This is a genomic window from Streptomyces mutomycini (assembly GCF_001700505.1).
Taxonomy (GTDB): Bacteria; Actinomycetota; Actinomycetes; order Streptomycetales; family Streptomycetaceae; genus Streptomyces; species Streptomyces mutomycini.
In genome coordinates, this window is sequence record NZ_MAPV01000254.1 from 1 (window position 1) to 14,167 (window position 14,167).

The 14,167-nt window shown below is 69.7% G+C and carries 14 protein-coding genes, 3 pseudogenes and 1 riboswitch; of the genes and pseudogenes, 5 read left to right on the forward strand and 12 right to left on the reverse strand.

Translation table 11 applies throughout. The annotated features are described in order from the left end of the window. The 7 genes from hisG to ribD all read right to left on the reverse strand — a co-directional run. The coding region (hisG, locus tag BFF76_RS28580; protein ID WP_065849375.1) for an ATP phosphoribosyltransferase at nucleotides 1–423 on the reverse strand (423 nt) is incomplete at its 3' end. A 52-nt stretch (nucleotides 424–475) separates the two neighbouring features. Next, complete coding sequence (locus BFF76_RS28585) at nucleotides 476–748, reverse strand: phosphoribosyl-ATP diphosphatase (protein ID WP_031097852.1); 273 nt, start codon at nucleotides 746–748, stop codon at nucleotides 476–478. Nucleotides 749–783: 35 nt separating this feature from the next. Beyond that, on the reverse strand, nucleotides 784–1,269 hold the full coding sequence (ribH, locus tag BFF76_RS28590) for a 6,7-dimethyl-8-ribityllumazine synthase (protein ID WP_053929083.1): 486 nt from the start codon (nucleotides 1,267–1,269) through the stop codon (nucleotides 784–786). Nucleotides 1,270–1,347: 78 nt separating this feature from the next. Beyond that, nucleotides 1,348–2,634, reverse strand: coding sequence for a bifunctional 3,4-dihydroxy-2-butanone-4-phosphate synthase/GTP cyclohydrolase II (locus tag BFF76_RS28595; RefSeq protein ID WP_065849376.1), 1,287 nt, complete (start codon nucleotides 2,632–2,634; stop codon nucleotides 1,348–1,350). Continuing rightward, nucleotides 2,631–3,275 carry a nicotinamide mononucleotide transporter family protein gene (locus BFF76_RS28600; protein ID WP_031097850.1) on the reverse strand — a complete coding sequence of 215 codons (645 nt, stop codon included), beginning with the start codon at nucleotides 3,273–3,275 and terminating at the stop codon, nucleotides 2,631–2,633. Before BFF76_RS28600 ends, BFF76_RS28595 begins: the two co-directional genes overlap by 4 nt. After that, nucleotides 3,272–3,892: a riboflavin synthase gene (locus tag BFF76_RS28605; RefSeq protein ID WP_031097848.1), complete on the reverse strand. Its 621-nt coding sequence runs from the start codon at nucleotides 3,890–3,892 to the stop codon at nucleotides 3,272–3,274. Before BFF76_RS28605 ends, BFF76_RS28600 begins: the two co-directional genes overlap by 4 nt. Beyond that, nucleotides 3,893–4,993 carry a bifunctional diaminohydroxyphosphoribosylaminopyrimidine deaminase/5-amino-6-(5-phosphoribosylamino)uracil reductase RibD gene (gene ribD / locus BFF76_RS28610; protein WP_065849382.1) on the reverse strand — a complete coding sequence of 367 codons (1,101 nt, stop codon included), beginning with the start codon at nucleotides 4,991–4,993 and terminating at the stop codon, nucleotides 3,893–3,895. Between the two features lie 179 nt (nucleotides 4,994–5,172). Next, nucleotides 5,173–5,303, reverse strand: a riboswitch (FMN riboswitch). A gap of 274 nt (nucleotides 5,304–5,577) precedes the next feature. On the opposite strand from ribD, the gene BFF76_RS28615 reads away from it, so the two are divergent. Next, a complete protein-coding gene (locus tag BFF76_RS28615) occupies nucleotides 5,578–5,895 on the forward strand; it encodes a YrhK family protein (RefSeq protein ID WP_031097845.1) in 318 nt (105 codons plus the stop codon). Between the two features lie 206 nt (nucleotides 5,896–6,101). Here the strand turns inward: BFF76_RS28615 and BFF76_RS28620 are convergent, their stop codons facing one another. Both BFF76_RS28620 and BFF76_RS34180 read right to left on the reverse strand, forming a co-directional pair. Beyond that, entirely contained in the window at nucleotides 6,102–6,356 is a 255-nt protein-coding gene (locus tag BFF76_RS28620; protein WP_065849377.1) for a DUF397 domain-containing protein, read from the reverse strand. Continuing rightward, a pseudogene (locus BFF76_RS34180) lies at nucleotides 6,353–6,571 on the reverse strand (Scr1 family TA system antitoxin-like transcriptional regulator); the annotation flags it as partial. The pseudogene BFF76_RS34180 and the gene BFF76_RS28620, both read right to left, overlap by 4 nt. 620 nt (nucleotides 6,572–7,191) lie before the next feature. Here BFF76_RS34180 and BFF76_RS28635 point away from each other — a divergent pair. Then, nucleotides 7,192–7,971, forward strand: a pseudogene (locus BFF76_RS28635) (3'-5' exonuclease); the annotation flags it as partial. A 50-nt stretch (nucleotides 7,972–8,021) separates the two neighbouring features. On the opposite strand, the gene BFF76_RS28640 reads toward BFF76_RS28635, so the two are convergent. Next, on the reverse strand, nucleotides 8,022–9,221 hold the full coding sequence (locus BFF76_RS28640) for an ROK family transcriptional regulator (RefSeq protein WP_065849383.1): 1,200 nt from the start codon (nucleotides 9,219–9,221) through the stop codon (nucleotides 8,022–8,024). A gap of 133 nt (nucleotides 9,222–9,354) precedes the next feature. On the opposite strand from BFF76_RS28640, the gene BFF76_RS28645 reads away from it, so the two are divergent. From BFF76_RS28645 to BFF76_RS28655, 3 genes are all read left to right on the forward strand, one after another. After that, nucleotides 9,355–10,584, forward strand: a complete 1,230-nt coding sequence (locus BFF76_RS28645; protein ID WP_065849380.1) for an MFS transporter — start codon at nucleotides 9,355–9,357, stop codon at nucleotides 10,582–10,584. Nucleotides 10,585–10,803: 219 nt separating this feature from the next. After that, nucleotides 10,804–12,189, forward strand: a complete 1,386-nt coding sequence (locus tag BFF76_RS28650; protein WP_031097820.1) for a uracil-xanthine permease family protein — start codon at nucleotides 10,804–10,806, stop codon at nucleotides 12,187–12,189. 155 nt (nucleotides 12,190–12,344) lie between these two features. Beyond that, nucleotides 12,345–12,713, forward strand: coding sequence for a hypothetical protein (locus BFF76_RS28655; RefSeq protein WP_065849381.1), 369 nt, complete (start codon nucleotides 12,345–12,347; stop codon nucleotides 12,711–12,713). Between the two features lie 180 nt (nucleotides 12,714–12,893). On the opposite strand, the gene BFF76_RS28660 is transcribed toward BFF76_RS28655, so the two are convergent. Together BFF76_RS28660 and BFF76_RS34185 are read right to left on the reverse strand one after the other, a co-directional pair. Further along, nucleotides 12,894–13,811 (reverse strand): flavin monoamine oxidase family protein (locus BFF76_RS28660; RefSeq protein ID WP_244167364.1); only part of this gene is annotated, 918 nt, incomplete at its 5' end. A 2-nt stretch (nucleotides 13,812–13,813) separates the two neighbouring features. Continuing rightward, nucleotides 13,814–14,167 (reverse strand): annotated as a pseudogene (locus tag BFF76_RS34185) (amine oxidase); the annotation flags it as partial.

Genomic DNA, 14,167 nt, shown 5'->3' on the forward strand with positions numbered 1-14,167 from the left:
CTCGACGGCGCCGTCGAGGTGGACCACGGAGGCGTTGACGCCCTCTTCGGCGAGGTGCTTCGCCACGATGCCCTCGTAGGAGGTGGCGATCGTCATGCCGTCGAAGTCCTTGGGGCCGGCGGCCGTGCCGGGCTTGGTGGCGTAGCGGAAGGTGGAGCGCGCGAAGCCGAGCTGGAGGATCTCCTCGGCCTCGGCCCCGGAGTCCAGCAGCAGGTCGCGGCCGGTGATGCCGATGTCCAGCCGGCCGGAGCTGACGTAGATCGCGATGTCGCGCGGCCTCAGGTAGAAGAACTCGACCTCGTTCGTGGGGTCGACGAGGACCAGTTCCTTCGACTCCTTGCGCTGCCGGTAACCCGCCTCATGGAGCATCGCCATCGCAGGCCCGGAGATTGCACCCTTGTTGGGGACGGCGATGCGCAGCATGAGGTCAGGTTTCCTTTGTGCGGAGGGAGTTCCGGTGCGGGCTGGGGTGTGCTCAGAGGTGGGCGTAGACGTCGTCGAGGGAGATACCGCGGGCGACCATCATCACCTGGACGTGGTAGAGCAGCTGCGAGATCTCCTCGGCTGCGGCTTCCTTGCCCTCGTATTCGGCGGCCATCCAGACCTCGGCGGCCTCCTCGACGACCTTCTTGCCGATGGCATGCACACCCTTGTCCACCAGCTCGGCGGTGCGGGAGGTGGAGGGGTCGCCGTCGGCGGCCTTGAGCTGCAGCTCGGCGAAGAGCTCTTCGAAGGTTTTGTTGGCCATGATGGTCCTTAGAATACGGGGTCCCGGAGGACTGCTCAGCGCCAGGGTTCGCTGACGGTCCTCAGCGTGGCGGCGGTGGCCACGGCGGCGGTGACCGCCTCGTGCCCCTTGTCCTCGTTGGATCCCTCGAGTCCGGCCCGGTCCAGCGCCTGCTCCTCGTTGTCACAGGTGAGAACCCCGAAGCCGACGGGCACCCCGGTGTCGACCGTGACCTGGGTGAGGCCGCTGGTGACGCCCTGGGACACGTATTCGAAGTGCGGGGTGCCCCCGCGGATGATCACTCCGAGGGCGACGATCGCGTCGTAGCCGCGGCCGGCGAGCACCTTGGCCACCACCGGAAGCTCGAAACTGCCGGGGACGCGGAGCAGGGTCGGCTCGTCGATCCCGAGGTCGTGCAGGGCGCGCAGTGCGCCGTCGACGAGTCCGTCCATGACCTTCTCGTGCCACTGGGCCGCGATCACGGCCACCCGCAGGTCACCGCAGTTGCGTACGGAAAGTTCGGGTGCGCCCTTGCCGCTCATGTCTCTCCTGTGTGTTCGTCGGTGCTTACCGGCTGCCGCAGGCAGCGCGGCTCGGTGGTTGCCGCAGGCCGGCACGGTTCACTGGTTGCCGCAGGCCGACGCGGAGGCGTCGAGCCAGGGCAGGTCGTGTCCCATGCGGTCCCGCTTGGTGCGCAGGTACCGCAGGTTGTGCTCCCCGGCCTGGACGGGCATGGGTTCACGCCCGGTGATCTCGAGGCCGTGCCGTACGAGCGCGGCGGTCTTGTCCGGGTTGTTGGTCATCAGACGCAGGGTGCGCACGCCGAGGTCGCTCAGGATCTGGGCGCCTGCCGCGTAGTCCCGGGCGTCGGCGGGCAGGCCGAGTTCGAGATTGGCGTCGAGGGTGTCGGAGCCGCGCTCCTGGAGCTCGTAGGCGCGCAGCTTGGACAGCAGTCCGATGCCCCTGCCCTCGTGTCCGCGCAGATAGACGACGACCCCGCGGCCCTCGGCCGTGATGCGCTCCATGGAGGTGTGCAGCTGGGGACCGCAGTCGCAGCGCTGGGACTGGAAGATGTCACCGGTGAGGCACTCGGAGTGGACGCGGACGAGGACGTCCTGGCCGTCGCCGATGTCACCGTGGACGAGTGCGACGTGCTCGACGCCGTCGACGACGGACCGGTAGCCGTACGCGGTGAACGGGCCGAAGCTCGTCGGCAGCCGGACCTCGGCCTCGCGGCGCACGGTGGGCTCGGCGCTGCGGCGGTAGGCGATCAGGTCCTCGATGGAGATGATCGTGAGGCCGTGCTTGCGGGCGAACGGGATGAGCTCGGGCAGCCGCAGCATCACTCCGTCCTCACCGGCGATCTCGACGATGGCTCCGGCCGGGCGCAGCCCGGCGAGCCTGGCGAGGTCGACGGCGGCCTCGGTGTGGCCGTTGCGGACGAGGACACCGCCGGAGCGGGCACGGAGCGGGAAGACGTGGCCGGGACGCACGAAGTCACCGGGCCCCGCCCTTCCGCCTGCCAGCATCCGGAGTGTGGTGGCGCGGTCGGCCGCGGAGATCCCGGTGGTCACCCCGTGCTCCGCGGAGGCGTCGACGGAGACGGTGAAGGCCGTCTTCATCGACTCGGTGTTGTGCGCGACCATCTGTGGGAGTTCGAGGCGTTCGAGCTCGTCGTCCTCCATGGGCGCGCAGATCAGTCCACGGCACTCGCTCATCATGAAGGCGATGATCTCGGGGGTCGCCTTCTCGGCGGCGATGACGAGGTCGCCCTCGTTCTCCCGGTCCTCGTCGTCGACGACCACGACGGGCCGTCCGGCGGCGATGTCGCGGATCGCCTGCTCGACGGGGTCCAGCGAGAGGTCTTCGAGAATGCGGTCGTGCAACCGGGCGGGCTGTGCAGTCATGCCGTGGCTCCTTCCAGAGCGGGTGTCCGCGTGCGCAGCCACCAGTCGCGCATGCCCCACAGGACGAGGGCGCCGTAGACGACGTAGATGAGACCGGAGAAGGCGAGTCCGCTGTGGAAGTTGAGCGGTACGCCGACGAGGTCGACGAGCAGCCAGGCGAACCAGAACTCGACCATGCCGCGCGCCTGGGCGATCATCGCCACGAGGGTGCCGGCGAAGATGTAGGCGTCGGCCCACGGGCTCCAGGAGAGCGACGGGAAGGCGGTGAACAGCCCGCCGACCGCGAGCGTGCCGAGCACGGCGCCGCCCACCAGGTAGCCGCGCTCGCGCCAGGTGGCGAAGCGCACGGCGATGGACCCGTCCTGGGCCTGCTGCCTGCCGCGGGTCCACTGCTGCCAGCCCCAGACGGCGACGGCGATGACGATCAGCTGCTTGCCGACGCTGCCCGCCTGCTGCACGGAGACGTTGGCGGCGACCAGGACGACGCCGGACAGGAGTTGGGCCGGCCAGGTCCAGACGGACCGGAGCCAGCCGAGCGCCAGCGCTATCAGCCCGATCGTGTTGCCGATCATGTCGGACCAGATGATGTGCTGCCCGAACGCGGTGAACGCCTCCGAGTTCAGCCAGTCGAGGGCGCTCATGCGACCGGCTCCCCGGCTTCCGGCACGGCGCCGTGGCCGAGCAGTCGTTCGACGTACTTGGCGAGGACGTCCACCTCCAGGTTGACCGGGTCGCCGGGCTCCTTGAGGCCGAGCGTGGTCAGCGCGAGGGTGGTGGGGATCAGGCTGATGGTGAAGTAGTCCCGGCCCGCCTCGACGACGGTCAGGCTCACGCCGTCGACGGTGATCGAGCCCTTCTCCACCACGTAGCGGGTCAGGCCGTCGGGCAGGGAGATCTTGACGATCTCCCAGTTCTCGGAGACCCGGCGCTCGACGATGCGTCCCGTGCCGTCCACGTGGCCCTGGACGATGTGGCCGCCGAGGCGGCCGCCGAGCGCCATGGGGCGCTCCAGGTTGACCCGGGAGCCGGTCGTCAGCGCGCCGAGGCTGGAGCGGTTCAGCGTCTCGGCCATGACGTCGGCGGTGAACTCGTTCTCCCCGAGGTCCACGACGGTGAGGCAGACGCCGTTGACGGCGATGGAGTCGCCGTGTTTGGCGCCCTCGGTCACGACGGGGCCGCGAAGCCGGAAGCGGGAGGCGTCGTCGAGCTTCTCGACGGCGGTGACCTCACCCAGTTCTTCGACAATTCCGGTGAACACTCAGTTTCCCTTCCGAGCAGGAACGGGGACGGCTGTGATGCGCAGATCGGGGCCGATACGGACGGTCTCGGTCACGTCGAGGCGCAACGCCCGGGAGATGGTGGAGATTCCGGCGTCGGCGAGGGCCGCCGGGCCCGCGCCGAGGAGAACCGGGGCGAGATAGCCGACGACGGTGTCGACCGCTCCCGCGGCGACGAAGGAGCCGGCCAGGACCGGCCCGCCTTCGAGGAGTACGGAACGGATGCCCCGGTCGTGGAGGGCGGCGAGCAGCGCGTCGATGTCCAGGCCGGGCCCGCCGGCGGCGCGCGGCAGGCGCAGCACCGACTCGGCCGGGAGGTGCCCGGCCTCGGCGCCGTCGGCGACCGCGACCAGGGTCGGCGCGGTTCCGTCGAGGACCCGGGCTCCGGGCCGCACCGCGGTGGCGCCGGTGTCGACGACCACCCGGAGCGGCTGGGTGGCGCCCTCGACGCCGCGTACGCCCAGCTGCGGGTCGTCGGCGCGGGCGGTGCCGGAGCCGACCACCACCGCGTCTGCCTCGGCGCGCAGGCGGTGGACGTCGGCGCGGGCCTCCGGGGAGGTGATCCAGCGGCTGGTGGCGTCGGCGGCGGCGATCCGGCCGTCGAGGGTCGCCGCGTACTTCCAGAGAACGTACGGACGGCCGAGACGGACCGAGGTGAGCCACGCGGTGTTGCCGGCCTCCGCCTCGTCGGCGAGGAGACCCTGCTCCACCTGGACGCCTGCGGCACGCAGGGTGTCCGCACCGCCTGTGGCCTGCGGGTTCGGGTCGCCCACCGCGTACACGACACGGCGGACGCCGGCCTCGGTGAGAGCCTGGGCGCAGGGACCGGTGCGTCCGGTGTGGTTGCAGGGTTCGAGGGTGACGAGGGCGGTGCCGCCACGGGCCCGCCCGCCGGCCTCGCGCAGGGCGTGGATCTCGGCGTGCGGCCCTCCGGCGCGCCGGTGGAAGCCTTCGCCGGCCACGTCTCCGGAGGCGTCGAGAATGACGCATCCGACGACCGGATTCGGGCTGGTGGCGCCGAGTCCGCGGGCTGCGAGCGTGATCGCCCGCCGCATGGCGGTTGTTTCGGCTGCGGTGGCCACCGGGTCCTCCTGCCTCTTCGGGCACGGACTCCGGGGCCTGTCGATGACGACAGATGAAGCGGAACGCAACAGGGGAACGCCGAGACCGAAGACACGGATGAGGTCGCCCCGGAACATCCCGGAACGCCCGGGATCTCCCGGAAAACATCCGCCTACGGCGGCGTACCTGTGACGGCCCGCCGCGCACTGCCTCCCATCCGGACTTTCACCGTCGGTCCAGGAATCTCACCTGGTCAACCGGCCGCTGGATGCGGACGGGTCGCGGACTATAACCGCCGGTTCGGAATTACACCGACCCCGGAGTGCGCTGCTGCTGGTACAGGGTCATTGTGCCACGACGCGCAGTGATCCGAACGGGTGACTCCTGTGGGGCGACTCACAGCGCGGGCTCCGGCTCCGGCTCCGGCTCCGGCTCCGGCTCCGGCTCCGGCTCCGGCTCCGGCGTACGGTCCATGACCACGACCGCCACCCCGGACGGGGGTGTTCAGCCCGGCAGGACCCTTCGCCGACTTCGCGGCCCGCCCGAGGACAGCCCCGCCACGCGACCACCGCCGCGTTCCGCGCGGCTTCCGTACCGTGGGGACATGAAGAACGCCCCGGACAGCACGCCCATGGTCATCCACGTGGGCCGCGAAGAACTCGTCATCAGGCGACGCTACGAAGTCGCCAGTATCGCCAACGACGCTCTCGTCGCCCTGTGGTTCGTCACCGGCAGCATCATGTTCTTCTCCGAGGAGTGGACCACCGCAGGCACGTGGTGCTTCCTCATCGGCAGTATCGAGCTACTCATCCGGCCCGCGATCCGTCTCAGCCGCCACCTGCACCTGCAGCGCGTTCACTCCCGCACGCTCTGGTCCCGCTCTCCGGCTGCCCCACCCACCGACGGCTCACAGGACTACTGAGCGCCCGCTCAGGCCCCCGTCGACGGGGTGCGGCTCGGGCACGACGGCCCGTGCGGAGCCGGCACCCGGCGGACTGACCGGTGGCCGGCCGGGTCGAGGTGCGGCGGCCGGCCCCTCTGGACCGCAGCGCTCGACGGGCGGCGTGGGGGATGATCCGCCGCGAGGAGAACGTGGACGAGTAGGTACCAGTACGTACGGGAGGCTGTTCAGCCGACGACGAGCCCGACGAACCCAGCCCACGCGCCAGGGCCAACGGTCAGCACCGGGCCGTCGGGCTGCTTCGAGTCCCGGATGTGTATGTGTGTGGCCACGGCAGCGAACTCCACGCACTGGCCACCTTCAGCCCCGCTGTAGCTGCTCTTACGCCAGGCGACCTCAACGCAGTCGCCACCTTCAGCCCCGCTGTAGCTGCTCTTGTACCAAGCAAGCTCCTGCGAGGCAGAGACTTCGGCGGTGTTCATAGCTCTCCCAGCAACTTCTCGATGAACCCCAAGGACGCTCGCGGAGTGAGAGCCTGGCTCCGGATGATCCCATAGCGGGCTGCGGCGAGCCGCGTCTCGCCCCGATCGCTCAGCCAGTTACTGCGCCCTTGCGCCTCGGTATACACGAGCTGTTCCCCGCCCTTACGCGTAACCACTGTGAAGGCGCCGTCCACCCCGGCGTTGTCGTCGCGATCGGATGTCTACCCCAGCGGGAAGGGCATTGTGGCGGAGTTGGACTCCGGGGGCATCATGAGTCTGGTTATCGAGAAGGGACCGGACACCCCGCGCGGTTCAGAGATGTTCGATAACGCCATAAGAAATTTCGGGGATGATGTGCAAGGCGTCAAGGGTTACTGCCAGAACGGAGGGACCCTGCGAGATAATTTGGTCCACATGGAGATTACGGTCACGTCGGTGTAATATTCAGACCGCCTCTCCGCTAGAAAGAGACACGGATAATCCATGGGTAACGATTTTATACAGCAGGCCGTGAACACCCTTCGGGCGGCCCACCGCCAGGGATCGGGGGCAACAGAGCTTGGAACCTTGGCAAAAGACACCCTTGGCCCTGCATTCGGCCCGATTTCCTTCGTCGCCGTTTTTAGCAGCGCATTCGGAGTTCCGATAGACGTTCTCCAGCGAGCGCTCGCCTGGCAGGGGTTCAATCCCAGCACTAACGCCATCTCGGATGCAGAATTCGCAACCCTCCTCGCTAAGTGGCTTAACGAGCCAGCTAGCAAATAGAATTCCCCCATTCCTCCTGCACTGAGAGTGCATACGTAGCCGATTTCGATTTACGAACCTCTCTCGGCGCCTTCACCCCGCCCAGTGGCGGCTGCTGCGCGCAGCGGCTCCGGCCCGGCCGGACGACCTTTTCATCGCGGGCGACCCTCACCAGCGCATCTACGACACGAAGGTGTCCCTGAAGGCGGTCGGCGTCCGGGTCTCCGGGCGGTCCACGAAGATGCGCAAGAACTACCGGTCCACCCACGAGATCCTCAGCTGGTCGACCGCTCTCCTCGTCGGCCGCCCCTTCGAGCAGCTCGCGGACGACGCCCGCAACGAGACGCTGCTCGGTTACCGGTCGGCCCTGCACGGCACCGGACCCGAAGTGTTCGGCGGCAGCTCGGAATCCGCCGAACTCGACGCCCTCGTCACGCGGGTACGCGCGTGGCTCGACAGCGGGATCGAGCCGGGTGACATCGGGATCGGCTCCCGGTTCAACAAGAGTTGCGACAAGGCGGTCGAACGCCTCACAGCAGCGGGAATCCGCGCCGCACGCCTACGGGGCGATGCCGTCTCCGACCCGGCCGCCGTCCAGGTCGGCACCATGCACGCGTTCAAGGGGCTGGAGTTCCGGTGCGTCGCCGTCGTAGGCGTGAGCGGCGGCGCCCTGCCGTATCCGAAAGCCGTAACCTCGGCAGACGTCGACCGGCTTCAGCACGAGGCCGACCTTCTGGCTGAACGCTGTCTGCTGTTCGTCGCCTGCACCCGCGCGCGGGACAGCCTGTACGTGTCATGGTGGGGCGAGCCGAGCCATTTCCTGGTGGAGACGGGCGCCGTGAGCCACCACGATGTCCCACACCGGAGCTGAGGAGCCGTCCCGGGCCTGACTCGGACGTTTCCCGCACCCGCCAGGCCCCCTCATCCTCCCGCGCCGAAGAGGGCGTCCTGGGCGGCGTCGCGGGCGGCGAACAGCGCGCCGCGCAGCACCGCCCCGCCGCCCAGCGTCCCGGCTCTGACCTCCGTGCGCAGCGGGGACATCCGGGCCAGGCGCTCCTCCACCCGCGCGGCGAGCGCGTCGCCGCCGGCCCGTCCGACCTCCCCCGCCAGGACGAGGCAGCCGGGGTCGATGACGGAGACGACGGACGCGGCGCCGAGCGCGAGGCGTCCGGCGAGCGCTTCCAGGAAGGCGCCGCCCTCCGCGTCGTCGGCATGCAGCGCGGCCCGGACGGCGAACGCGGCGGCGGGGTCCTGTTCCTGCGCCCCGGCCACCGAGGGGCCCGACACCTCGATGCCGTGGTCCGCAGCGAGCGCGCAGATGGCGGCGGAGCCCACCAGGGAGTGGAAGCCGCCGTCGCAGTTGACAGCCGAGGGGACCCCGGACGTGCCCGGTACCGGCAGGAAACCGATCTCCCCCGCTCCCCCGGAAGCGCCGCGGCGAAGCTTGCCGTCGAGCATGACGGCGGCACCGATGCCGTGGCCGAGCCAGAGCAGCACGAAGGTGTCGCGGTCCTGGGCGGCTCCGATGCGGTGCTCGGCGACGGCGGCGAGATTGGTCTCGTTCTCCACCAGGACGGTGGCGGGCAGCCGGCGCTGGAGTTCCCTGACCAGACCGCCGTGCCAGGCGGGGAGCCCGGCGGTGTTCCTGAGCTCGCCGGTGACCGGGTCGATCAGGCCGGGGGCGCCGATGCCGACGCTGTGCAGGGGGGCCGTTCCCGCGGTGCGGGCGGTGTGCTCCAGCATGGCCACGGCCCGCTCGACGGCGGGCTTCGTCCCGGTGTCGCTGCCGATGGGAAGGGTGGCCTCGGCGAGGGTGACGCCGAGCAGGTCCGCGACGACCACGGCGACGCTGTCCGTACGCACGTCGAGGGCGGCCAGGTGCGCACGGTCGGCGACGATGCCGTACAGCCGGGCATTGGGCCCACGGCGGTCCGAGCCGCTCTCACCGACGACCCGGACCAGGCCGGCGTCCTGCAGGCGGTCGACCAGGTCGGCGACCGTGGGACGGGACAGGCCGGTCAGGGCCTTCAGCTGAGTGGCCGTCAGCGGACCGTCCTGCTGGAGGAGCCGCAGGGCGAGCCGGTCGTTGATGGCCCGGGCGGTGCTCGGGGATGCGGGCATGCCGGGATCCTTCCAGATCACTGACGGTCCACCGTCGTGGGGTTATTTATCAGGCAAGGTTCCTGATAGTTTACGGCCGCACCGGAAGCCGGGGACACCCACGGACCGGACTCTTCAGGGGAGGGCACGGCGTATGACAAAGGAACCAGCGGCTCCGGTCTTCGGTACGGAGCAGATCAGGCGGGCCAGGTACGCGGTCGCCGTGGTCTTCGCCGTACACGGGGCGGTGACCGGCAGCTTCGCCACCCGGGTCCCCTGGATCCAGGACCACGCCTCGGTCAGCGCGGGCCAGCTCGGTCTCGCACTGGCCTTCCCCGCCATCGGCGCCTCGCTGACCATGCCGATGGCGGGCAGCGTCACCCACAGGTTCGGCGCCCGGACCGCCCTGCGCGGGCTGCTCGCGCTCTGGACCCTGGCGCTGGTCCTCCCGGCGCTGGCCCCGAATCTGCTCACGCTCTGCCTCGCGCTGTTCGTGTACGGGGCGACCGCGGGCATGTCGGACGTGGCGATGAACGCGCTCGGCGTCGAGGTGGAGAACCGGCTCGACAGGTCGATCATGTCCGGGCTCCACGGCATGTGGAGCGTGGGCGCCCTGATCGGTTCGGCGGCGGGCACGGTCGCGGCGCACATCGGCGCCGACGCACGGCTGCACCACACGCTTGCCGCGCTGCTACTGACCGTGCTCGGACTGGTCGCCTGCCAGGGTGTCCTGGACCTGCGCAGCGAGCCGGACGAGGAACCGCCGCCGCGCTTCACCCTGCCGCCGAAGTCCGCGCTGGCGATCGGGGCGGTGGGCTTCTGCGCGGTGTTCGCCGAAGGGGCGAGCCTGGACTGGTCGGCGGTCTACCTCCGGGACGTCATGGGCAGCTCCGCCGGGCTCGCCGCGGCGTCGACCACCGCGTTCGCCCTGATGATGGCCATCGCCCGGATCGCCGGCGACAGGGTCGTCGACCGCTTCGGCGCGGTGCGGACCGCACGGGTCGGAGGCGTCCTGGCGACGGCCGGCGGACTGCTCGTGGTCCTGTCGTCCGGCCCCGCTCTCGCGCTCTGCGGCTTCGGGCTGCTGGGCCTCGGTGTGGCGGTCGTCGTCCCGCTGGCCTTCGCCGCGGCCGGACGCACGGGCACGAACCCGAGCCGGGCCATCGCGGGCGTCGCCACCATCACGTACACCGCCGGGCTCATCGCACCGTCCGCGATCGGTTCGCTCGCGGAGGCGACCTCGCTGCTCGTGTCGTTCGGTCTGGTGACGGTGCTGGCGTTCGGGCTGGTCCTGGGCGCCGGGGTGCTGCGGGCAGGCGACCGCAAGGTCGCCGAGGGCGGCGCTCCGCAGCCGGCGCCGGCCAGGAGCCCGGCGGGCGGCTGACGGCCGCGGCGTGTGGGCAGGGCGCGCGGGGGCAGGGCGGCGGAACGACAGGATCCGCCCGCGGTGGGGCAGAGCACGAGGTCACCTCTATGCGGCACTACCATGGCTCTGATTCTTTTCCGGGTGCCGCTGAACCGTATGTTCCGCCAATGATCGATGCTGTCCGACCTCATCGGCCGGACAGCATCACCACCCAGCAACACTTCAAGGAGCAAGACCATGGCGGGCTTCGGCTGGAAGCTGCACGGCGACGGCAAGAGCCTCGCACCGGGCGAAGTCGTAAGACCGGATGAGCGGCTCACCTGGGGGCGTACCGCCGGCCTCGGCGCACAGCATGTGGTCTCCATGATCGGAGCATGCTTCGTCGCCCCCATCCTGATGGGTCTGGACGCCAACCTCGCCGTCATGGCCTCCGGCGTTGCCACCATCCTCTTCCTGCTCATCACCCGCGGCCGCATCCCCAGCTATCTCGGCAGCAGCCTGTCGTTCATCGGCGTGGCCGCCGTCATCAAGACCCAAGGCGGCGACGCCGCAACCCTCACCGGCGCGCTGCTGGTCGTCGGCGCGGTCCTCTTCCTGTGCGGGGCGGTCGTTCGCGCCCTGGGGGCCCGGGTCATCCACGCCGTCCTGCCGCCGGTGGTCACCGGCGCGGTGGTCATGCTGATCGGGTTCAACCTGGCTCCCGTCACGGCCGGCACCTACTGGCCCCAGGATCAGTGGACCGCGCTGCTCACCATGCTCTTCACGGGCTTCGCCCTCGTCGTGCTGCGTGGCTTCTGGTCCCGTATCGCGATCTTCCTCGGCCTCGCGTTCGGCTACCTGATCTCCTGGGTCTTCGACCGGGTCTTCGGCAAGATCCACTCGCCCGCCGGCGGTACCGAATCGGTCGACCACTGGCGCCTCGACCTCTCAGGGGTGGCCAAGGCCGACTGGATCGGCTTCCCCACCTTCCACGCCCCGAGCTTCTCCCTCTCCGCGGTTCTCGTGGCGCTGCCCGTCGTCATCGCGCTCATCGCCGAGAACGCCGGACACGTCAAGGCCGTGGGCGAGATGACCGGCGACCCGCTGGACGACAAACTCGGTACGGCGATCATGGCCGACGGCGCGGCCACCGTGATGGCGACGTCCGTCGGCGGCCCCGCCACCACCACGTACGCCGAGAACATCGGCGTCATGGCCGCCACGCGCGTCTACTCGACCGCCGCCTACTGGTGCGCCGCCGGCTTCGCGATCCTGTTCGGGCTCTGCCCCAAGTTCGGTGCCGTCGTGGCCGCCATCCCCGGCGGCGTCCTCGGCGGAATCACCGTCATCCTCTACGGCATGATCGGCCTGCTGGGCGCCCAGATCTGGGTCCGCTCCCGCGTCGACCTCTCCAACCCACTGCACCTCGTGCCGGTGGCCGCGGGGCTCATCATCGGCATCGGCAACGTCAGCCTGACGCTCACCGACAACTTCGAGCTCAGCGGCATCGCGCTGGGAACGCTGATCGTCGTCATCGGCTACCACGCCCTGCGGATCATGGCTCCCGCCCACATGACGGACGAGCCGCCGCTCCTCGAACCGGACAATCCGGGGTACGACCGGGGGCTGCCGGGCGGATCGTGATCGCAGGCACCGCCGGGGACTTCAATGAGGTCGGCGCGGAGCCACGAGGACCACGCCGAGGGGTACATGATCACGCAGGCCCTGCGCAAGGGGTGCAGCGGCACCGGACTCGTGCGGCGGACAAAACCACACGGGTACGGGTCGAGGTGAAATCCGTGACAGTACAGTTCGAAGTCTGGAACCCGGCACGCAGCGAGAGAACCATCGGGCTCGACGAGGTCCGGGAGGCGTATCGCAGCCTCCCGGACGGGATATCGGCCATCTTCACGTGGAACGACTGTGAAGAGGAGTGCCTCATCGTCGCTGTCGAACCCGAGTTCTCCGTCGTGACCATGGGTTGCGACGCGTCATTCTGGAATCTCAAGATCTCCGACGACACGGAAGAGGTCGAGATCAGCATGGGGGCGGACGACTTCACCTGGGCCCGTGGCTGTCTGTTGCCGCGGGACATGGGAGTGGAGGTCCTGCTCAAGGCCGAGGATTTCGCCTCATTGTTCTGGGAGTACTCATGGGCTGACGGATGAGCCCCCTGACCTACGTAATACAGCCTGCCCGCGAGGCGTCGTGGCCGGCGGCCCGGATGCTGTGACGGCTGCGTGGAGTACCGCCTCCGGCCGAGGAGTTCAGGGCACGGATGGATTCCGGAGCAGGGCTGGTGGGGCGCTTTCTGCTCACTCCGTGCCGCTGGGACGACGCGCCCTTCCTCAGCCCTCGGGAAGTTCGACCGGCGCGATCTCGTCGAAGACGTCGCCCGGCCCGGGGTTCGCCGGATCGGTGGCCCCGCCGAACTGCGCCATCACACCCCATACGGCGTTCAGCGCGGTCTGTACGGCTCCCTCGGCCCAGCCCGCCGTCCACGAGATGTCGTCGCCCGCGAGGAACAGCCCACGCTTGTCGGCGGGCAGCCGGTCCTGCATGAAATGGGTGAACAGGCGTCGCTGGTAGCGGTAGTGGCCGGGCAGGTTGGCCTTGAACGCGCCCATGAAGTAGGGCTCGTTCTCCCACGAGACGGTGACCGGGTTACCGATGACGTGCTTGCGGATGTCGACGCCCGGATAGATCTCGCCGAGTGACTTCAGCATGACGTCCATGCGCTCCTTGGGTGAGAGCGGCAGCCACTTCAGGCTGTCGTCGCACCAGGTGTAGGAGAGGCAGATGACGGCCGGCTTGTCGGGCCCGTCGTCCAGGAGGTACGTCCCCCGGGTCATCCGGTCCGTGAGGGTCATGGACATCGTGTCGCGGCCGGTCGCCTCGTCCTTGTCGAGCCAGAACGGCCGGTCGACCGGCACGAACAGCTTGGACGACTCCATGTAGTGGGTGCGCTCCATCGCCGTCCAGTGGTCGATCGGGAAGAGCGCGTCGTCGCAGGCGATCTTGGAGAGGAGCAGCCAGGACTGCCCCGTGAAGACCGCGGCCCGGTAGGTCCGGATGTCGCCGGTGGCGTCGGTGACGGTGATCCGGTTCCCGGCCGTACGGTCGAGCCTCGTCACGGCGGTGCGCGGCTGCCCGTCGTGCAGGGAGGACAGCGATGTGCCGAGCGGCCAGTGCACGAGCTTCTGCGGCTCGCGGTCCCACAGGCGCAGCGGCAGCTGCTGGCTGCCGCCGACGATCCCCCGGTGGTGNNGCCGAAGCCGACCTGCCCGAAGATCTCGCGGTGCCGGAAGGAGGCGAAGGCCTCGGAGCCGCAGAGGAAGCCGTAGAAGGTCTGGTCATCGAGCTTCTCGACGAGTTTCGCCCAGATCTCCCGGATGCGCGGCACGTCGCGCTCGCGCATCGCGCGGTTCATGTCGGAGAAGTCGGCGCCCTCCTCCAGGCAGGAGTTCCAGGCGTCCATCACCTCGCGGTACACCGGGGGCAGGTCGTCGATGGTCCGCGCGTAGTGGGACTCGCCCTTGAGGTCCACCACGGTCGACGGGGTGGCCGGGGACAGGGGGTTGGGGAACGGCTCGGTCTCCAGGCCCACCAGGTCGATGTAGTG